The following is a 17,380-nucleotide window of genomic DNA, read 5'->3' as shown; positions in this document are numbered from 1 at the left end:
GAGTCTCCGATGCAGATTCACGACAATCCGACCCTCAAGGCCGAAGCTCGCAACCTCAACTTTTACTACGGTGAGGCCAAGGCGCTCAAGGGCATCAACATGCCGATCTACGACAAGAAGGTCACCGCCCTGATCGGTCCTTCCGGTTGCGGCAAATCGACCTACCTGCGCAGCTTCAATCGCATGCACGACCTTTACCCGGGCAACCGCTACGAAGGCGAGATCCGCTTCTTCCCGGACAACACCAATCTGCTCTCTTCGGAAGTCGATCCGATCGAAGTCCGCATGCGTGTCGGCATGGTGTTCCAGAAACCGAACCCCTTCCCCAAGACCATCTACGAAAACGTCGCCTACGGCCTGCGTGTGCGTGGCGAGAACAATCGTCGCGTCCTCGACGACAAGGTCGAACAGGCACTGCGCGGCGCGGCAATCTGGGACGAAGTGAAGGATCGTCTGCAGGACATGGCGCCGAACCTTTCCGGCGGCCAGCAGCAACGTCTGTGCATCGCCCGCGCCCTGGCGACCGATCCCGAACTGCTTCTGTTCGACGAGCCTACCTCGGCGCTTGACCCGATCGCTACCGGTGCCATCGAGGAACTGGTGCACGAACTCAAGAAGCGCGTCACCATCCTCATCGTTACCCACAACATGCAGCAGGCCGCGCGCGTCTCTGACTACACGGCCTACATGTACCTGGGCGAGTTGATCGAGTTCGGCAAGACCGACGAGATTTTCATCAAGCCGCAGGATAAGCGTACTGAAGACTACATCACCGGCCGCATGGGCTAATTTCATGCGCCCGCACGCCGTGACTTTGTCGCCCCGCCTCGCCGTGCTTCAGCACTGTCTTCAGCGCGGCTTCGCGTCACGACGCACGGGCACATGAAATCAAGGAGATTGAAATGAACGAAAGCCAACACCTTTCCAGCCAGTTCGACGACGAACTCAGCCGCCTGCGCACCCATGTGCTGCAGATGGGTGGGCTGGTCGAAACCCAGGTTTCCGCCGCCATCGAGGCTTACTCCACGGGCGAAATCGCCAGCGTCAAGACCATTGTCGAAACCGACCGCAAGGTCAATGAACTCGAAAAGGCCATCGACGACGATTGCGCCCACATCATCGCCAAGCGCCAACCGACCGCTTCCGATCTGCGCCTGATCCTCGGCATCAGCAAGATCGTCACCGATCTTGAGCGGGCCGGCGACGAAGCCAAGAAGATCGCCAAGGGTGTTCGCCGCATCTACGAAAACGGCCACCTGCCGGGGCAATACGGTGTTGGCGTCCGGCATCTGGCTGAAGCGGCGCTGACCATGGTGCGCCAGGCGCTCGACGCCTTTGCCCGCCTCGACACGCCGCAGGCGGCCAATGTCATTCGGGCCGATACCGACGTCGATGCCGAATTCAAGTCGATCATCCGCCAGCTCATCACGCACATGATGGAAGACCCGCGCACCATCACCACTTCCATTGAGATTATCTCGATTGCCAGGGCCATTGAACGGATAGGCGACCACGCCAAAAATATCTCGGAGCAGGTCGTGTTTATCGTTGAAGGCCGTGACATCCGGCACACCAAGGAGAAGGTGCTGTGACACCGACGATTCTGGTCGTTGAAGACGAGCCGGCGATCCAGGAACTCGTCACGATCAACCTCAAGCACGCCGGCTTTCTCGTCGTTCGGTCCGGTAGTGCCGAAGAGGCCGAGTCGGCGATTCGCGCCGCGCTGCCCGACCTGGTCATTCTCGACTGGATGCTGCCCGGCCAGTCCGGTGTCGCGCTGGCCAAGAGAATCCGCGCCGAAGAACGGACCCGCGAATTGCCGATCATCATGCTCACCGCCCGCGTCCATGAAGAAGACAAGGTGCAGGGCCTCGAAGCCGGAGCTGACGACTACATCACCAAGCCCTTCTCGCCCAAGGAAATGGTCGCCCGCGTGCGGGCCGTGCTGCGCCGCCGGGCACCGCATCTGGCCGGCGAAGCGGTCGAGATCGGCAGCCTGGCATTAAACCCGGCGACCCATCGCGTGCTGGCCGGTGGCCAGCCGATCGAACTGGGACCGACCGAGTTCCGCCTGCTTTTCTTCTTCATGACCCACGCCGAGCGTGTCTATACCCGCGCCCAGTTGCTCGACGAAGTGTGGGGCGACCACGTCTTCATCGAAGAGCGTACGGTTGACGTCCATATCCGTCGCCTGCGCGCTGCGCTGGAAGGCTCCGGCAACCACGAACGCGTCGAAACCGTGCGCGGTACGGGCTACCGCTTCCGGGGAGCCTGAACGGCGTGTCAGCCCAAGTGGTTCGGGCCGTACTGCTGGCCCTGATGTCAATTCTCGTTGCCTTTCCGGTCGGCTATTTCGTCGCGCACTGGGCCGGCTGGTTGGTTTTCTGCGCCGGACTCGGCTTGCAGATGATCTTCCATTTTCGCAACTTTGCCCGGCTTGATCGCTGGTCGCATCGTCCGGTAGTCGACGCCAGCCTTGAAGGCGAAGGGGCCTGGGACGGCATTTTTGGCCGCCTTTACCGGCACGAAAAAGACTTGCGCGCCCAGATTTCCGATCGCGACGACCAGATCGAGCGTCTTTTCGCCGCGCTGCAGGCACTTACCGACGGCGTCGTCGCCCTCGATCTGAACCAGCAGATCGTTTATTGCAACACCACGGCCGAAGAGCAATTGGGCCTAGTATCGTTGAGTGATCGTGGGCAGCCCATCGTCAATCTGGTGCGCCAGCCGGAGTTTGTCTCCTACCTTGAAGCCGGTGATTTCGACCGGCCGCTGACCCTGCGTTCGGAGCGCGGGACGGATCGCGTCCTGTCCATCCACGTCGTTCCCTATGCCGGTAACCGTCGTCTCATGCAGATCAAGGATGTTACGCAGACCGACCGGCTCGACCAGATGCGCCGCGATTTTGTCGCCAACGTCTCGCATGAACTGCGCACGCCGCTCACCGTGCTCGCCGGATTCCTTGAAACCCTGCAGGAAATCGACCTCAATCGGGATGAGCAGCATCGCTATCTCGACATGATGGCCGAGCAATCGACGCGCATGGAGTCCATCGTCCAGGATTTGCTGACCCTGTCGTCCATCGAGTCGGCGCCACCGCCCAGCAACGATGTCGTCGATATGGGCAACCTTATCGACAAGCTGCGCCGCGATGGTGAGGCGCTGTCAGGCGGCCGCCATACCATCGTGGCCGAAACCGATGGCTTATGCGACCTGCGTGGTTCGGAGCCGGAACTGGTCAGTGCCTTCGGCAACCTCGTCGCCAATGCCGTGCGTTATACGCCGGCCGGCGGCAAGGTGCGCATCGAGTGGAAAACCACGGCGCAGGGGGCGGAATTCGCCGTCGAGGACACCGGGATCGGCATCGACGCCAAACACATCCCGCGCCTTACTGAACGTTTTTACCGCGTCGACCGCGGCCGTTCTCGCGATGCTGGTGGCACCGGCCTGGGACTGGCCATCGTCAAGCACTCGCTGAATCGCCATCAGGCCCAGCTTGATATCAAGAGTACGCCGGGTGTCGGCAGCCGCTTTGCCGCGAAGTTTTCGGCTGGCCGCATCGCCCGCGTTTAGGCGAGCGCTGACGGCCTGAAATCCGTCACTCCCGCTGGCGCGGGAATGACGTCTCAGTTGTTGTCAGCGGAAAAACCGGCCGAGCAGTCCGCTCAGGAAACCTGGGCTGGGTTGCTTCTGGATGGTCGCCACGGCAGCCGGACCGTGGTCGATACCGGTCATCTGCTTGACTGCATCGGCGTAGTCGCGATCCTCGTTGGAAATATGGTTGATCAGCCATTTCGAGAGCATCGAGTGCAGTTCATCGACGATATCTTCGCCCTTGGCGGCGCGCATGGTGATATCGGTGACACGGCGAATGAACAGTTCGTGGACTTTCTTGTGCGGCTTGAGGAACTTGTAGCCGGCCTCTTCGAGCATTTCTTCCTCGAAGCCGAAATGCGACTGCGTGTAGTCGATCAACTGCTCGATGATGTCGTTCACCATCTTCTTGTCGAGTTTCATCTTGGCGATTTCGAGATCGTTGATGTACTCGACGATGCGCTGGTGCTGGGCATCGATGACTTCAATTCCGGTTTCGAGCTTTTTATCCCAGATAATCGGCATGGCTGTTCTCCTGACATTTTTGCAATGTCAGGAGTAAATAGCACTTTTGGGGTGTTTCAGTTGACGTGTGTCAACAGTGCGACTGTGGGGGTGTGACTTACTTCACGGATTCCTTTTGATTTTGGTCAAAATTTCCGGTTGACCGTGGAAGTGTGTCGTGGCCCCCTTTTTTCAGCCCTTGATCGGCCGCACCTTGCTGGCCGCCAGTTTGGCGTTGGCCCGTGCCTGGTCGGTCGTCCCGGCATTGGCCACGGCGACACCCATGCGCCGTTTCGTGAAGGCTTCCGGCTTGCCGAACAGGCGCAGGTCGGTGCGCGGCACGGTCAGCGCCTCTTCCAGCCCGGTGAAGGCAATGCCCTTTTCGTCCATGCCGCCGTAAATGACGGCCGAAGCGCCGGGTTCGCGCAGCGCGGTATCGACCGGCAGGCCGAGGATGGCGCGGGCGTGCAGTTCGAATTCCGAGAAACGCTGCGAACATAGCGTGACCAGCCCGGTATCGTGCGGCCGCGGACTGACTTCCGAGAACCACACCATGTCGCCCTTGACGAACAGTTCGACGCCGAACAGGCCGCGACCGCCGAGGTTGCCGGTGACTGCCGCGGCGATTTCCTGGGCGCGGGCCAGCGCCGCTGGCGTCATGGCCTGCGGTTGCCACGATTCGACGTAATCGCCGGCGACCTGGATGTGACCGATCGGCTCGCAGAAATGAGTCACCACTTCGCCGGCCGCATTGCGGGCGCGGACGGTGAGCAGGGTGATTTCGTAATCGAAGTCGATGAAGCCTTCAACGATGACGCGGCCCTGATTGACCCGGCCACCACTCGCCGCGTAGTCCCAGGCCTTCTGCACGTCGTCCGGGCCGCGCAGCAGCGACTGGCCCTTGCCGGATGAGGACATGGTCGGTTTGACGATGCACGGGTAGCCGATGCCAGCGTCGATGGCGGCCTGCAGTTCAGACCGCGAATCGGCAAACTTGTAGGGCGAGGTCGGCAGGCCGAGTTCCTCGGCGGCCAGCCGGCGGATGCCTTCGCGGTTCATTGTCAGCTTGGCGGCGCGCGCCGTCGGGATCACTTCGGCCAGCCCGGCTGCTTCAATGTCGACCAGCATGTCGGTGGCGATGGCCTCGATTTCCGGCACGATCAGATGCGGCTTTTCCAGCTCGACCAGTTGGCGCAACGCGGCGCCATCGGTCATCGAAATGACGTGGGCGCGGTGCGCGACCTGATGGCCGGGCGCGTTCTCGTAGCGATCAACGGCGATCACTTCAACGCCCAGGCGCTGCAGCGCGATGATCACTTCCTTGCCGAGTTCGCCGGCGCCGAGCAGCATGACACGGGTGGCGGAAGGGGAGAGCGGGGTGCCGATTTGCATGGGGTTTCCTCGGAGCGGTGGATGCGAAACGTGAATTTGAAATCTGGCCGAATTTAGGCGTCGACCGCAGCATCGTCAAGCCAGACGTCTTCCGGCGGCTGGTTGGCGCCTGACGCTGCCTTATAATGCCGCGATGCAATTTCGATCCCTGCCCCTGTCCGTTGAGCGTTTTCTGCTCTCGCCGTTCAGCCTGTTGCTGGCGCTCTTCCTGGCCTTTTTCCTGAATGCCTACAGCCTGCCGCTGACCGATGTCGACGAGGGCGCCTTCTCCGAAGCGACGCGCGAAATGATGGCGCGCGGCAATCTGGTTTCGCCGACCCTCAACGACGCGCCACGTCACGACAAGCCGATCCTGATCTACTGGGCACAGGCCGCCTCGGTCGCCATGCTCGGCGTCAGCGAAATCGGCTTCCGCCTGCCGTCGATCATTTTTTCCGCGCTTTGGGTGTTCGCGCTATTCCGTTTCTGCGTCCGCCACGGCAACCAGATGACGGCGCAGATCGCCTCGCTGGTCATGGCGTTGACGCTGGTCGTCGGCTTCATCGCCAAGGCGGCGATTGCCGATGCGCTGCTCAACCTGCTCATCGCCCTGGCCATGTTCGGCATCTACGACTTCTTCTGCGCCTGCCGGGATGGCAAGCCGGCGGCCAAAACACGCCGCCTGCTGTTCGGCGTGTACGCCGCGCTCGGCCTCGGTTTCCTGGCCAAGGGGCCGGTTGCGGTCTTCTTTCCGCTGCTCATCAGCGGCCTCTTTTTTGTCTCGGCCGGCGCCTGGCGCGACTGGCTCAAAGCCGTCTTTTTCTGGCCGGGCTGGCTGCTTTTCCTGGCCATCGTCGTGCCGTGGCACGTCGCGGTCTACCTCGATCAGGGCGACGCCTTCTTCCGCGGCTTCTACCTCAAGCACAACATCAACCGCTACGCCGATACCTTTGAAGGCCACGGCGGGCGCTGGTGGTACTACTTCGCGGTGCTGCCCTTCATCCTGCTGCCCTTCACCGGCTGGCTGTTCGCCATCGCCGGCAAGCTGGCCGGCGCGCTGCGCCAGAGCGACAGCGGGGCGCTGTTCGAACGCTTCCTGATTATCTGGTTCGTCGTCGTCTTCGCCTTCTTCTCGTTCTCCGGCACACAGTTGCCGCATTACCTGCTCTACGGCTGCACGCCGGTCTTCATCCTGCTCGCCCGCAATCGGCTCGATTTCGAGCGGCGCTGGCTGGCCTTCGTACCGATGATCCTCTTTGCGCTGCTCCTCGCCGTTTTGCCGGAAGTGCTGGCCTTCGCCGCCGGCAAGGCCAGTCGACCGTTCGAGAAGTTCCTGCTCGACGGCCTGACCGTCGCCTTCGCCGACGAAGCGCGCTGGCTGTTGCCACTGCTCGCCATCGCCGTCATCGGCCTGGCCTTCTGGCGCCGCCTGCCGGTCTGGCAGGGGCTGGTTCTCGCCGGTCTGCTGCAGGCGGCGACGGTCGCTCTCGTCATCGCGCCGCGCGCCATCGACGTCACCCAAGGCCCGGTGCGCGAAGCGGCCTTGCTGGTCAAGCAGAGCGGCGAAACGAATGTCGTCGCCTGGCGCATCATCATGCCGAGCTTCAGCGTCTATCGGCAGGCAGCGACGCCGACACGGGTGCCTGAACTTGGCCAACTCGTGTTCACGCGCACCGATCGCAAGCATGAAGTGCAGGCCCTGCTCGCGCCGAACCTCGTGCTGCGCGACGTCTATCAACGCAGCTTTGTCACAGTGGCCCGCGTCGAGCGCGAGGCAAAACCATGAACGATCAGGGCTTGCACGCCCGGAACCCGATTTTCGACGCTTCCATCCTCGGCCTGTGCCTGATTTTCGCGCTCGGCCTGGTCGCCATCGGTCAGACTGGTGACTGGTACGCCGGCTTCATTCCGGCCCAGGCGGCCAGTCAGGTTTTGCCACCTTGGCTCTGGGAAAGCCTGACGACGCTTGGCGACGGCCGCGTCCAGCTCGCTCTGATGCTGCCCTTCTGCCTGCGCTATCCGCGCGTATTCTGGGCGCTGGTCGTCGGCGCGCTGCTCGCCGGGGCGATGAGCCGCGGCTTCAAGGTCTGGTTCGACCTGCCGCGCCCGGCCGCCGTGCTTGATGCCAGCCAGATCACCATCATCGGCGCCCGGCTGACGGCGCACAGCTTCCCGTCCGGCCATAGCGTTTCGGCTTTCTCGTTTATCGTCGCCTGGCTGGCCCTGCTCGGCTGGTGGCGTGCCCTGCCCATCGTCATCATTGCCACGCTGGCCGCGTTTTCGCGCATTGCCGTCGGCGCCCACTGGCCGGTCGATGTGTTGGCCGGCGCGCTGATCGGCCTGGTTGGCGGTTGGGCCGGCTTGCGCCTGACCCGGAAATTCCGCTGGGGACTGGGCGTACGCGCCCATTGGATACTGGTTGCCATCGCCGTTGTCGCCGTCGCCACACTGCCGTTCGACGGCCAGGGTTACCCGGATACCCGCCCGTGGCGTATTGTCGCATGCCTGTGGGGGCTGGGCGGTTTCGTCCTGTTCTATCTGCGGCCCTTGCTGCGCGGTGGCTGGCAAGCCGCGAACCGGCCGCTGGAAGGGCTTGTGGCGGAACATCCAGCCGGCTGATTCACTGGTTTGCGGACTGCGCTGTCATGCTTATTTGAGTTTTCCCGAAAAGCAACAACCGCTATGCCAATTGCAATCTTGGCCAATAATTCGTACTGTTTGGTATTCCAGTTAATTCGACACCTTGGTGAATTAGTCGACAGAAAAGGAATCCCATGGTCATGGTGGTTGTTAAGGACGAATACCCGGCGCAAGTTGATCCAAACGATGACTGCCAATCAACTGTTGATCAAGACCAGCCTTCCAATTAAAGCGCGGTTGCAGATATGCCTTCATCGATCCTGAAATACCTCGATATCGCGCGCCTCGTCGGGATCGGACTAAAGTGCCCGGTGTGCAATGGCACGGACTGCCGGCATTCAAGATGGCATTCGAAAACAGAAAAACTTGGCTCGGACGGTTTGCGCCCCTATCGCTGCAATGACTGCACGCATCGCTTTCTGGCCAGCAACAACGCTTCCGCGGAGCGGATCATGCTCAACGTGACGGCCGGCGTACTGCTCGGCTTCGGGGTTTTTGTTGCCGTCGACCTTTGGCTTGACGGCATCGACGAAGCGAAAAGCGGGCATGTCGGGCTGGCCTCAACTGCGCACTCGGATGCAAGCACGACTGGCGCGCCGACACGACTCATGACCGCAGGCGGAGTTGCCGATGTCAGCAAAGATCAGGCTGCGCGTGCCCAAAAACAGCTGGAAGCCGCCGAGAATGGTGATGCCGGTGCGATGCTTGAGCTCGGACGAGACCTGGCAACCGGGAATAATCGCCCGAAGGATGTCGAGCGGGCGGCTAAATGGGTGCAGTTGGCGGCGGCGACAGGAAATCCCGAAGCGATGCTCGAGCTGGGGCGGTTTTATCGCGATGGCGTTGGGGTGACGCAAGATTCGGCTCGCGCCTACGTCTGGCTCAGTCGGGCCGCTGCCGCCAAGCAAACGGACGCCGTGCTGGAGCGCGAGGCGCTGGTTCGGACGATGGGCGAAGAGCCGTTGAAGGTAGCGCTAGAGTTGTCCATGCCGACACAACCGGCAGCGGCCCTCGTCCGTCCGAAATAGCGAATTGGCGGGACAAATCCCGGCCAGCGGCCAGGCGAAAATCATTGATTGGCTGTTTCCGCTGAATCCCACGGTCAACCGGGAAAAAGGCCCAAAAATGAAATGGCTGGGGAAGGTCTGCGCCTTTGTCCGTGGCCATCGCAATAAAAGCTTAATGAAACAGTAACTTTGGGGTCACGGGCCGGCCGTATCGTGCGGCCATGCCCAAGGTCAGAAGCGTATTTCTCTCCGACATCCACCTTGGCACGCGGGCGTGCCAGGCGGACAGACTCCTCGATTTCCTGCGCGAACACCCGGCCGAACAGACTTTCCTGATCGGCGACATCGTCGATTTCTGGGCGATGAGCCGCAGCATCAACTGGTCGCAAGCGCAGAACACCGTCGTCCAGAAACTGCTCCGCCGGGCCCGCCATGGCGACCGGGTGGTCTTCATCCCCGGCAATCACGACGAAGTGCTGCGCGATTACTGCGGCATTGTTTTCGGCGAGGTCGAGGTCATCGACGAACTGGTGCACGAAACGGCCGATGGCCGCCGCTTCCTGCTCATCCACGGCGACCAGTTCGACCAAGTGACGCGTCATCATCGCTGGGTCGCGGTGCTTGGCGACAAGGCTTACGAACTGCTCGTCCGCATCAACAGCCTGTTGTCGTGGGGGCGGCGCAAGCTCGGCATTTCGGGTTACTGGTCGCTGGCCGGCTACGCCAAGCGCAAGGTCAAGACGGCGCTGACCTTCATTTTCGATTTCGAGGAATCAGCCATCCACCATGCCAAGGAGCGCGGCCTGGACGGCGTCATCTGCGGCCACATCCACTGGGCGACGATCCGCGAGATCGACGGCCTGACATACGTGAATTGCGGCGACTGGGTCGATTCCTGCACGGCCATCGTCGAACACTTCGACGGGCGGCTCGAACTGGTCACCTGGGGCGAACAAAAGCCGCTGCCCATGCTGGCCGCCCCCGTTGCCGAAACTGTAGAGGCCTGAGATGCGTGTTTTGATGGTTTCCGACGTGTATTTTCCCCGCGTCAATGGCGTTTCGACCTCCATCGAGACCTTCCGCCGCACCCTGTCGGCGCATGGCGTCGAGGTCAAACTGGTCGTCCCGCGCTATGGCAACGAGATTGACGAGCCGGGCATCGTTCGTGTCGCCGGCCGACCGGTGCCGGGCGACCGCGAAGACCGGCTGGTCGGCTGGCGGGCGATGCACCGTGCCGTGCTCGATGCGGCGCAGGACTGCGACCTGATCCACGTCCAGACCCCGTTCATCGCCCACTACGCCGGTCTCAAGGCCGGGCGCCGGCTGGGCCTGCCGGTGGTGGCGACCTACCACACGCTGTTCGAAGAGTACTTGCAGCACTACGCCAAGCCGATCCCGCCGAGCTGGCTGCGCGGCCAGGCGCGGGCCTTGTCGCGGCGGCAATGCAATCAGCTCGATGCGGTGATCGTGCCGTCGACGGCCATGCGTCAGCGCCTGGAGTCCTATGGCGTCACCTCGCCGATGCACGTCCTGCCTACCGGCATCCCGATGGCGCAGTTTGCTGGCGGCAACGGCATGCGCTTTCGCCAGAAATTCGGCATTGGCGAATCGCGGCCGATGGCCTTGTTTGTTGGCCGCGTCGCCCATGAAAAAAATATCGGCTTCCTGCTCGAAGCCCTCGTCCAGGCCCGCCAGATCCGGCCCGATGCCCTGCTCGTGATCGCCGGCGAAGGCCCGGCCATGGCCGACCTCAAGGCGCAGACCGCGGCGCTGGGTTTGCAGGATGCCGTCCAGTTCATCGGCTACCTCGACCGCCAGCAGGCCCTGCCCGATTGCTATGCGGCGGCCAACGTTTTCGTCTTCGCGTCGCGCACCGAAACGCAGGGGCTGGTCTTGCTCGAGGCGATGGCGGCCGGTGTCCCGGTCATCGCGCTGTCGGAGATGGGAACGATCGACATCCTGGCGCCGGCCCGCGGCGCCTTCTCGCCGCCGAACGACCCGCGGGCTTTCGGTGAAGTGCTCGGCCAGTTCCTCAAGCATCCCGAGGCATGGCGCCACCTCAATGATGAAGCGCCGATTTTCGCGCAGGAATGGACCGATGTGGCGATGGCCGAACGGCTGGCGCGCCTTTACGGTGAACTGACCGATTGCAAAATTGGCCAAAAATTCCGGTTGACCGTAGCAATCTGATCGCCCGCCCGATGAACGACCATTCCGACGCTTGCTGCATCCGCTGCGCCTACTTCCGGCCGAGCGATGCGCTCACCGGCCTGTGCCACCGCTATCCGCCGGTCTTCGCCGGCGACAGCTCGCCGCGCGAAGCGCATCACTGGCGCCATCCGGTCGTCGGGCCGCACGGCTGGTGCGGCGAATACCGGCTGGCACCCGGCGTTCAAATATCCTCGAGCGGCGCCACCAGCTGATTGACGCGGCGCATGCGTTCGGCCATGACGCGCATGACCTGGGTGGCGAAAAACGGCGTTTGCTGAACAAGAAACTGGAAGCGCTTTTCGTCGACTTCGACGAACTCGCATTCGGTCACCGCGACGACGCTGGCCGAACGCGGCCCGGGTGAAACGATGCCCATCTCGCCAACGATGCTGCCATGCTCAAGGCTTTCAACGACCCGGTTGTTGACGATGACTTCGGCCGTGCCGGTGGTCAGGACGTACATCATGTGGCCGTCCTCATTTTCGGAGAACAGGGCGGCGCCCGGCGCGACCTTGATGATGGTCGGGTTGTGCGTAAATAGTTCGAAAAAAACCATGGTTACATTTCCGGATGAACGAGACTAAGCCTTTTAGCATAGGCTGGCTTCCGCTTCATTGCGGAAACATGACAGATTCGCTGCGCTTGACCTAAAACAAGCTCGGCGAGATCAGGCGCAGACCGATCGAGAACCAGTGCTGGTCGCTGATGGCGCCGAACCGGCTGCCGTAGGTGGTGTCGATCTGGACGTGGCCGGGGACGATCCAGTAGCGGACGCCCATCTGGAAAAAGGGGTTGCCCTTGTCCTGGCCGTAGCTCTCGGCGATCAGCCAGGCCCGGTCGGTGATCTGGATTTCGCTGCCGACACCCCAGGTCAGCCGGTTTTCCTGGTTTTCGCGTTCACGCGTGTAGCCGAGGTTGGTATGGATGACGACCCGATCATCGGCCAGCGAAAAGCTGACCGGTACGTAGAAATACGGGTTGCCGGTGTGCGCGCTGCCTGGCTGCGTGGCGTAACCGGCAGCCAAGCCGATGCCGTAGCCGTTGGTTTCCAGTGGCTTGAGCAGGGTCTTGCCCTGGATGACCAGGGCGCCGCTTTCCTGATGGCCGTCGGCATAGGCCAGGGCGCCGCCGAAAGTCAGCTCGAAATTGCCGCCCGGGTTGCAGGCCGGCAAGGCCCAGAGTTCATGCTGACTACCGTGCAGGTGCACCCAGGACTCGACCTGGCAGGCGCCGCCATCGGTCAGCCGCGCATCGTCGGTGATCATCGGGCGGGCGGCATGAGCTGTTGCGGTGATGGCGAGCAGGAGGAGCAGGGCGGAAAGCAGGCGCATGGGCATATCCAGACGAGCGTAGATTTGAATTGTGACAAAGCGATGACTTTAGCTGTCATCAAAGCTTAGCGCAGCCTGATTAACGTGAGCGCTTTCGCGGAGATTTCATGCAGGAACCCTCGTCGAACGAACTCGGCCTCGATCCGGCCAACGAATCGCCCTTCAAAGGCAAGACCGGACTGCGCCGGGTGTGGAATGCGCTGACTTACTCGCTGGCCGGGCTCAAGGCCGCTTACCTGTGCGAAGACGCCTTCCGCCAGGAAGTCATTCTCGCGGCGCTGCTTATTCCCGCTGCTTTCCTGCTGCCCGTGCCATGGCTGGGGCGTGGCCTGATGATCGCCAGCGTGCTGCTCGTGCTCATCGTCGAGTTGCTCAATTCGGCCATCGAAGCCGTGGTCGACCGCGTCAGCCTGGAAAACCATCGCCTGGCCAAGCGCGCCAAGGATATCGGCAGCGCCGCGGTGCTCGTTTCGCTGATCCTCGTTATGGCCGTCTGGGGCTGCGTGCTCATGGAGGTCGTCTGATGTCGCTGGCTATTGCTTTCGTTACGGAAACCTTCCCGCCCGAGGTTAACGGCGTCGCGATGACGGTCGGCCGGCTGGTCGGCGGCCTGCGCGAACGCGGCCACCGGGTCAGCGTCATCCGGCCACGGCAGGGCAAGGGCGATGCCGGCAGTGAGCATGAACTGGCCTTGCCCGGCTTTCCGCTGCCCGGCTACCCCGGCCTGCGCTTCGGCATGCCGGCCGGGCGTCGGCTGGCCCGCCAATGGCGCCAGCAGCGCCCCGATCTGGTCCATGTCGTGACCGAAGGGCCGCTCGGCTGGTCGGCGGTCAGCGTCGCGCGCCGGATGGGCATCCCGGTCACCTCAGGCTTCCACACCAATTTCGACCGCTACAGCGTGCATTACGGCATGGGCTGGATGCGCCCGGCCGTCGCCGCCTACCTGCGCACCCTGCACCGGAGGACGCTGGCGACCATGGTGCCGACGGCAGCGCTGGCCGCCGATCTGGCCGGCGAAGGGCTGACCGGCGTGCGCGTCGTCGGCCGCGGTGTCGATACGCAGCTCTACGATCCGGCCCGGCGCAGCAAGGCCTTGCGCCAGAGCTGGGGCGTCGAGGGCGACGGGCCGGCTTGTCTCTACGTCGGCCGGGTGGCGGCCGAGAAAAATCTGGCGCTGGTCAAAAAAACCTTTGCCGCCATTCAGGTCTGGCATCCCAAGGCCAAAATGGTCTGGGTCGGCGACGGGCCGTCGGCCAAACAACTGGCCGCCGATCATCCCGATCACCACTTTGCTGGCATGCGCCTCGGCGAGGACCTCGCCGCGCACTACGCCAGCGCCGACCTCTTTCTGTTCCCCAGCCTGACCGAAACCTACGGCAACGTCGTCGCTGAGGCGATGGCCAGCGGCCTGCCGGTCATCGCCTACCGCAGCGCTGCGGCCGCCGAACTGATCGCCCAGCAGAAAAACGGCATGGTCGCCTCGCCGGGCGATGAGCGCGGCTACGTCGATGGCGCGCTGTGGATGCTCGACGAAGCCGAGCGCCTCGGCGAAATGGCCGAAGCGGCGCGCCAGACGATGCTGCCGCGCAGTTGGGCCGGCGTCGTCGAAACCTTTGAAAACGTGGCGCGCGAAGCGATGGCGACTCAGCCCTGAAGCATGTGCAGTTCGACCACGGCCGGATCGTCGCCGTGGTCGATCAGGATGCGTTTGACGCGATCCTGCCAGAGCTCGCCGAATAGCTGTTTTTCGGCCGGAGTGGCGGAGCCATGGACGACGGCCGGCAGCAGTTCGCTGAGGCGCGGGTCGGCCGATATCAAATTTGGCCGAAAATTCCCGTTGACCGTGAGATTCGTGTCGAGCCGGGTAAAAGTCATGCCGACGTTGCCACTGACGCCGAATTTGAGCAAGCCACGCCGGACATGCTGCCCGCCCAGCCCCTTGAAACCGCCATCGCCGGCCGCGCCGGTGAGCAGCGTGGCGACACTGGCAATGACCCCGGCGACGCCGGTGTCGACGCTCTCGTGCAGGGCAACGGCGATGTTGCCGCGGACAGGAATCTCCTCGCCGTAAAGCGCCCGCAAGGCGCGCACGCTGGTCAGCCAGGCGCCGGCCACCGTCGGGCAGGAATGCCCGGCCAGTCTGACCGCATCGGCAAAGCCGTATTCGATCAGCCCGCCCTCCGCCGCGCCGAGCAGTTCGGCCAGTGGGTCGTGCAGCGTGATGGTGGGAACGCGGGAAAAGAATTCGGGAAAGGCCATGGTGATCTCCTTGAACCGGCAGTATGCGCAGCCGGCCGGATGATGGCCTTGATGTCGGTCAGGCGCGCTGGATCAGCTCGATCTTGTAGCCGTCCGGGTCTTCGACGAAGGCGATGATCGTCGAGCCGTGCTTCATCGGCCCGGCTTCGCGCACCACCTTGCCGCCGCGCGCCTTGATCGCGGCGCAGGCCGCCGCTGCGTCAGGAACGGCCAGCGCGACGTGGCCGTAGCCGGTGCCCAGTTCATAGCTTGGCGTGTCCCAGTTGTGGGTCAGTTCGAGGACGGCTTCCTTGGCTTCGTCGCCGTAGCCGACAAAGGCCAGCGTAAAGCGGCCTTCCGGGTAGTCGGTGCGGCGAATCAGCTGCATGCCGAGGATTTCGGTGTAGAAGGCGATCGATTTGTCGAGATCGCCGACGCGGATCATAGTGTGCAGAATGCGCATGCGTGTTCCTTAGAAGTGGGGGATTTGCCGGGCCAGCTGGCGCAGTTCGAGCCGGCGCACCTTCCAGTCCGGGCAAAGTTGCTCAACCACAGACCAGAAGCGCGGGCTGTGGTTCATTTCCTTGAGGTGGGCCAGTTCGTGGCAGACGACGTAATCGACGATGGCCAGCGGCATGAGCACCAGGCGCCAGTTCAGCGCAATGCCGCCGTGGTGGCTGCAACTGCCCCAGCGCGTGCGGGCAGACGACAGGCGTAACGGCGGTTGGCCGACGCCGAGGCGTGGCGCATGGATGGCCAGGCGTTCGGCGAAGATGGTGCGGGCTTTCTCGCGCAGGGCTTTTTCGAGCAGGTCGCTGGCGGCCTGCGTGGCATCGGGGCGCAGGTAAAGCGTGCCGGGACCAAATTGCCAGCGGCTACGGCCGACATCGGTGAAGGCGATGGTCAACGGCTCGCCAAGGGTAAAAACCACGGTGCCGTCTGTGATCTCCAGCTTGCCTTGGGCCGGACGGTCGCGCCAGGCGGCCAGCTTGTCGAGCACCCACTGGCCGTGCTCATGGATCAGGTTTTCGATGTCGCCGATGCGCGCCCGCGTCGGGGCGCCGATGCGCAGGCCGCGGTGGTCGATCGAGAGGCCGATGGTCCGGCGCTGGCTGCGCCGCAGCTGGTAGGCGACGGCCTGGCCGGCGATGACGATGTGGCGCGCCGGCTCAGGTGGGGTTGTGCGCGGCATCCGAGTAGCGATGCGGCGAAATGCGGTGCATTTCGTCTTCGATCCAGGCTTCGGCCCGTTGATTGACCTCGGCCTCGGTCATGCCGGTGGCGTCAAAAGCCGGGCCGATGCTCATCGTGACGGTGCCCGGCGTTTTCAGGAAAGCCTGGCGCGGCCACAGTTCGCCGGCGTTGTGGGCGACCGGCACGACCTTGCAGCCGACGTGGGTGGCGAGATAGGCGCCACCCGGCTTGTAGCGTTTTTTCTGGCCCGGCGCGACGCGCGTGCCTTCCGGGAAGAGGATGACGTAAAAGCCCTGCTTGAGGCGCTCGCGACCCTGAATGACGACCTGGTCGAGGGCATCCTTGCCGGCAGCGCGGTCGATCGAGATCATCTTCATGGCGCCCAGACCCCAGCCGACCAGCGGCACCCGGAGCAATTCCTTTTTGAGCACGAACACGCAGTAGGCGCCGGCCGGCACGAGATCCTGAATGGTCATCGTTTCCCAGGCCGACTGATGCTTGGAAAGAATGACGCAAGGCTCTTTCGGCATGTTTTCAAGGCCGATGACCTTGGGCCGGATGCCAAGGATGTTCTCGACCCCGAACTGGATGCCGAGGCGCCACAGTTTGCCGAATCGATAGCCCCACAGCCCGCGCAGGGCGAGGGCGGCGATGACGACGAGCGGCGCGGTGAGGATGGACCAGACGATGGCATAGGCCATGAACAGCGTTGAGCGCACCGCCCTCATAGTGTGGTTTCCTTGAGGATGGCGTCGACCGCTGCCGACAGGTCCTTGTATTCGAGCGTGCCTTCCGGCAATTCGTTGTCGGCCTTGGTTTTTTCGCCCTTCCCGGTCATTACCAGCATCGGCTGGCAGCCCGCAGCAGCGCAGGCCTGCAGGTCGCGCAGCGAATCGCCGATGGCCGGGACGTCCTTGAGATCGACGTTGAGCGTTTCGGAAATGCGCTTGAACATGCCGGGCTTCGGCTTGCGGCAATCACATTTCGAATCGGCCGCATGCGGGCAATAGAAAATGGCGTCGATCCGCCCGCCCAGCGCCACCACGGCCTTGTGCATCTTGGTGTGGATCTGGTTGAGCGTTTCCATGTCGAACAAGCCGCGCCCGACGCCCGACTGATTGGTCGCCACGACCACCTTGTAGCCGCACTGGGTGAGGCGGGCAATCGCTTCCAGACTGCCCGGAATCGGTTTCCATTCGGCCGGCGTCTTGATGAACTGGGCGGAATCGAAGTTGATGACCCCGTCGCGGTCGAGGATGACAAGTTTGGTCGGCATGGCGTTCTTCCCGT

General features: G+C 63.0%; 22 protein-coding genes. 13 read left to right on the top strand and 9 right to left on the bottom strand.

What is annotated here, in order from left to right; genetic code table 11:
- Window positions 1–9 precede the first annotated feature (9 nt).
- The 4 genes from pstB (at window position 10) to phoR (ending at window position 3,573) form a co-directional block, all read left to right on the top strand.
- On the top strand, window positions 10–789 hold the full coding sequence (pstB, locus tag KI613_RS17985; protein ID WP_226401963.1) for a phosphate ABC transporter ATP-binding protein PstB: 780 nt from the start codon (window positions 10–12) through the stop codon (window positions 787–789).
- 113 nt (window positions 790–902) lie between these two features.
- The gene (phoU, locus tag KI613_RS17980) at window positions 903–1,592 is read left to right on the top strand and encodes a phosphate signaling complex protein PhoU (RefSeq protein WP_226401961.1); all 690 of its coding nucleotides are present in this window, start codon (window positions 903–905) and stop codon (window positions 1,590–1,592) included.
- Window positions 1,589–2,275 (top strand): phosphate regulon transcriptional regulator PhoB, encoded by a 687-nt coding sequence (phoB, locus tag KI613_RS17975; RefSeq protein ID WP_226401959.1) that lies wholly within the window; start codon window positions 1,589–1,591, stop codon window positions 2,273–2,275. Before phoU ends, phoB begins: the two co-directional genes overlap by 4 nt.
- 5 nt (window positions 2,276–2,280) lie before the next feature.
- Complete coding sequence (gene phoR, locus KI613_RS17970; RefSeq protein WP_226401957.1) at window positions 2,281–3,573, top strand: phosphate regulon sensor histidine kinase PhoR; 1,293 nt, start codon at window positions 2,281–2,283, stop codon at window positions 3,571–3,573.
- A 63-nt stretch (window positions 3,574–3,636) separates the two neighbouring features.
- Here the strand turns inward: phoR and KI613_RS17965 are convergent, their stop codons facing one another.
- Both KI613_RS17965 and purT read right to left on the bottom strand, forming a co-directional pair.
- Complete coding sequence (locus tag KI613_RS17965; RefSeq protein ID WP_226401955.1) at window positions 3,637–4,119, bottom strand: bacteriohemerythrin; 483 nt, start codon at window positions 4,117–4,119, stop codon at window positions 3,637–3,639.
- A 171-nt stretch (window positions 4,120–4,290) separates the two neighbouring features.
- Window positions 4,291–5,490, bottom strand: coding sequence for a formate-dependent phosphoribosylglycinamide formyltransferase (gene purT / locus KI613_RS17960; protein WP_226401953.1), 1,200 nt, complete (start codon window positions 5,488–5,490; stop codon window positions 4,291–4,293).
- 133 nt (window positions 5,491–5,623) lie between these two features.
- On the opposite strand from purT, the gene KI613_RS17955 reads away from it, so the two are divergent.
- The 7 genes from KI613_RS17955 (at window position 5,624) to KI613_RS17925 (ending at window position 11,539) form a co-directional block, all read left to right on the top strand.
- Complete coding sequence (locus KI613_RS17955; RefSeq protein WP_226401951.1) at window positions 5,624–7,255, top strand: ArnT family glycosyltransferase; 1,632 nt, start codon at window positions 5,624–5,626, stop codon at window positions 7,253–7,255.
- Window positions 7,252–8,088 carry a phosphatase PAP2 family protein gene (locus KI613_RS17950; protein ID WP_226401949.1) on the top strand — a complete coding sequence of 279 codons (837 nt, stop codon included), beginning with the start codon at window positions 7,252–7,254 and terminating at the stop codon, window positions 8,086–8,088. The genes KI613_RS17955 and KI613_RS17950 overlap by 4 nt, the downstream gene beginning before the upstream one ends.
- Window positions 8,089–8,354: 266 nt before the next feature.
- Window positions 8,355–9,137 (top strand): tetratricopeptide repeat protein, encoded by a 783-nt coding sequence (locus KI613_RS17945; RefSeq protein ID WP_226401947.1) that lies wholly within the window; start codon window positions 8,355–8,357, stop codon window positions 9,135–9,137.
- A gap of 4 nt (window positions 9,138–9,141) precedes the next feature.
- The gene (locus KI613_RS17940; protein ID WP_226401945.1) at window positions 9,142–9,303 is read left to right on the top strand and encodes a hypothetical protein; all 162 of its coding nucleotides are present in this window, start codon (window positions 9,142–9,144) and stop codon (window positions 9,301–9,303) included.
- Between the two features lie 34 nt (window positions 9,304–9,337).
- Window positions 9,338–10,123 carry a UDP-2,3-diacylglucosamine diphosphatase gene (locus KI613_RS17935; RefSeq protein ID WP_226401943.1) on the top strand — a complete coding sequence of 262 codons (786 nt, stop codon included), beginning with the start codon at window positions 9,338–9,340 and terminating at the stop codon, window positions 10,121–10,123.
- 1 nt (window position 10,124) lies between these two features.
- On the top strand, window positions 10,125–11,306 hold the full coding sequence (locus KI613_RS17930; RefSeq protein WP_226401941.1) for a glycosyltransferase: 1,182 nt from the start codon (window positions 10,125–10,127) through the stop codon (window positions 11,304–11,306).
- 11 nt (window positions 11,307–11,317) lie between these two features.
- Window positions 11,318–11,539 carry a hypothetical protein gene (locus KI613_RS17925; protein ID WP_226401940.1) on the top strand — a complete coding sequence of 74 codons (222 nt, stop codon included), beginning with the start codon at window positions 11,318–11,320 and terminating at the stop codon, window positions 11,537–11,539.
- Here the strand turns inward: KI613_RS17925 and KI613_RS17920 are convergent.
- Together KI613_RS17920 and KI613_RS17915 are read right to left on the bottom strand one after the other, a co-directional pair.
- Window positions 11,509–11,883 carry a Crp/Fnr family transcriptional regulator gene (locus tag KI613_RS17920; protein ID WP_226401938.1) on the bottom strand — a complete coding sequence of 125 codons (375 nt, stop codon included), beginning with the start codon at window positions 11,881–11,883 and terminating at the stop codon, window positions 11,509–11,511. The two genes, KI613_RS17925 and KI613_RS17920, sit on opposite strands and share 31 nt — an antisense overlap.
- Window positions 11,884–11,974: 91 nt before the next feature.
- Complete coding sequence (locus KI613_RS17915; RefSeq protein ID WP_226401936.1) at window positions 11,975–12,658, bottom strand: hypothetical protein; 684 nt, start codon at window positions 12,656–12,658, stop codon at window positions 11,975–11,977.
- A gap of 107 nt (window positions 12,659–12,765) precedes the next feature.
- Between KI613_RS17915 and KI613_RS17910 the strand changes: the two genes are divergently transcribed.
- Window positions 12,766–13,182, top strand: a complete 417-nt coding sequence (locus KI613_RS17910; RefSeq protein WP_226401925.1) for a diacylglycerol kinase — start codon at window positions 12,766–12,768, stop codon at window positions 13,180–13,182.
- Entirely contained in the window at window positions 13,182–14,312 is a 1,131-nt protein-coding gene (locus KI613_RS17905; RefSeq protein ID WP_226401923.1) for a glycosyltransferase family 4 protein, read from the top strand. Before KI613_RS17910 ends, KI613_RS17905 begins: the two co-directional genes overlap by 1 nt.
- Here KI613_RS17905 and KI613_RS17900 read toward each other — a convergent pair.
- From KI613_RS17900 to gmhB, 5 genes are read right to left on the bottom strand one after another with little or no spacing between them, the layout of a single operon-like run.
- Window positions 14,303–14,917 (bottom strand): hypothetical protein, encoded by a 615-nt coding sequence (locus KI613_RS17900; protein WP_226401922.1) that lies wholly within the window; start codon window positions 14,915–14,917, stop codon window positions 14,303–14,305. The genes KI613_RS17905 and KI613_RS17900 overlap by 10 nt on opposite strands.
- 58 nt (window positions 14,918–14,975) lie before the next feature.
- Entirely contained in the window at window positions 14,976–15,359 is a 384-nt protein-coding gene (gene gloA / locus KI613_RS17895) for a lactoylglutathione lyase (RefSeq protein ID WP_226401920.1), read from the bottom strand.
- Window positions 15,360–15,368: 9 nt separating this feature from the next.
- Window positions 15,369–16,088 carry a M48 family metallopeptidase gene (locus KI613_RS17890; protein WP_226401918.1) on the bottom strand — a complete coding sequence of 240 codons (720 nt, stop codon included), beginning with the start codon at window positions 16,086–16,088 and terminating at the stop codon, window positions 15,369–15,371.
- Entirely contained in the window at window positions 16,066–16,818 is a 753-nt protein-coding gene (locus KI613_RS17885) for a lysophospholipid acyltransferase family protein (protein ID WP_226401916.1), read from the bottom strand. The genes KI613_RS17890 and KI613_RS17885 overlap by 23 nt, the downstream gene beginning before the upstream one ends.
- Entirely contained in the window at window positions 16,815–17,366 is a 552-nt protein-coding gene (gene gmhB / locus KI613_RS17880) for a D-glycero-beta-D-manno-heptose 1,7-bisphosphate 7-phosphatase (RefSeq protein ID WP_226401914.1), read from the bottom strand. The genes KI613_RS17885 and gmhB overlap by 4 nt, the downstream gene beginning before the upstream one ends.
- Between the last annotated feature and the right edge of the window lie 14 nt (window positions 17,367–17,380).

This window comes from Ferribacterium limneticum (assembly GCF_020510585.1).
Lineage (GTDB): Bacteria > Pseudomonadota > Gammaproteobacteria > Burkholderiales > Rhodocyclaceae > Azonexus.
The sequence above is the reverse complement of the archived record's forward strand: the minus strand, read 5'-3'. Positions and strand labels throughout refer to the sequence as shown.

Excerpts from the sequence above, each read along its gene's own strand:
- KI613_RS17935 (WP_226401943.1), top strand. The coding sequence starts at position 9,338 with ATGCCCAAGGTCAGAAGCGTATTTCTCTCCGACATCCACCTTGGCACG.
- gmhB (WP_226401914.1), bottom strand. The coding sequence starts at position 17,366 with ATGCCGACCAAACTTGTCATCCTCGACCGCGACGGGGTCATCAACTTC.
- KI613_RS17925 (WP_226401940.1), top strand. The coding sequence starts at position 11,318 with ATGAACGACCATTCCGACGCTTGCTGCATCCGCTGCGCCTACTTCCGG.
- purT (WP_226401953.1), bottom strand. The coding sequence starts at position 5,490 with ATGCAAATCGGCACCCCGCTCTCCCCTTCCGCCACCCGTGTCATGCTG.
- KI613_RS17945 (WP_226401947.1), top strand. The coding sequence starts at position 8,355 with ATGCCTTCATCGATCCTGAAATACCTCGATATCGCGCGCCTCGTCGGG.
- KI613_RS17890 (WP_226401918.1), bottom strand. The coding sequence starts at position 16,088 with ATGCCGCGCACAACCCCACCTGAGCCGGCGCGCCACATCGTCATCGCC.
- KI613_RS17900 (WP_226401922.1), bottom strand. The coding sequence starts at position 14,917 with ATGGCCTTTCCCGAATTCTTTTCCCGCGTTCCCACCATCACGCTGCAC.
- KI613_RS17910 (WP_226401925.1), top strand. The coding sequence starts at position 12,766 with ATGCAGGAACCCTCGTCGAACGAACTCGGCCTCGATCCGGCCAACGAA.
- KI613_RS17905 (WP_226401923.1), top strand. The coding sequence starts at position 13,182 with ATGTCGCTGGCTATTGCTTTCGTTACGGAAACCTTCCCGCCCGAGGTT.
- KI613_RS17920 (WP_226401938.1), bottom strand. The coding sequence starts at position 11,883 with ATGGTTTTTTTCGAACTATTTACGCACAACCCGACCATCATCAAGGTC.
- KI613_RS17955 (WP_226401951.1), top strand. The coding sequence starts at position 5,624 with ATGCAATTTCGATCCCTGCCCCTGTCCGTTGAGCGTTTTCTGCTCTCG.
- KI613_RS17930 (WP_226401941.1), top strand. The coding sequence starts at position 10,125 with ATGCGTGTTTTGATGGTTTCCGACGTGTATTTTCCCCGCGTCAATGGC.
- KI613_RS17915 (WP_226401936.1), bottom strand. The coding sequence starts at position 12,658 with ATGCGCCTGCTTTCCGCCCTGCTCCTCCTGCTCGCCATCACCGCAACA.
- KI613_RS17950 (WP_226401949.1), top strand. The coding sequence starts at position 7,252 with ATGAACGATCAGGGCTTGCACGCCCGGAACCCGATTTTCGACGCTTCC.
- phoU (WP_226401961.1), top strand. The coding sequence starts at position 903 with ATGAACGAAAGCCAACACCTTTCCAGCCAGTTCGACGACGAACTCAGC.
- KI613_RS17885 (WP_226401916.1), bottom strand. The coding sequence starts at position 16,818 with ATGAGGGCGGTGCGCTCAACGCTGTTCATGGCCTATGCCATCGTCTGG.
- gloA (WP_226401920.1), bottom strand. The coding sequence starts at position 15,359 with ATGCGCATTCTGCACACTATGATCCGCGTCGGCGATCTCGACAAATCG.
- pstB (WP_226401963.1), top strand. The coding sequence starts at position 10 with ATGCAGATTCACGACAATCCGACCCTCAAGGCCGAAGCTCGCAACCTC.
- KI613_RS17965 (WP_226401955.1), bottom strand. The coding sequence starts at position 4,119 with ATGCCGATTATCTGGGATAAAAAGCTCGAAACCGGAATTGAAGTCATC.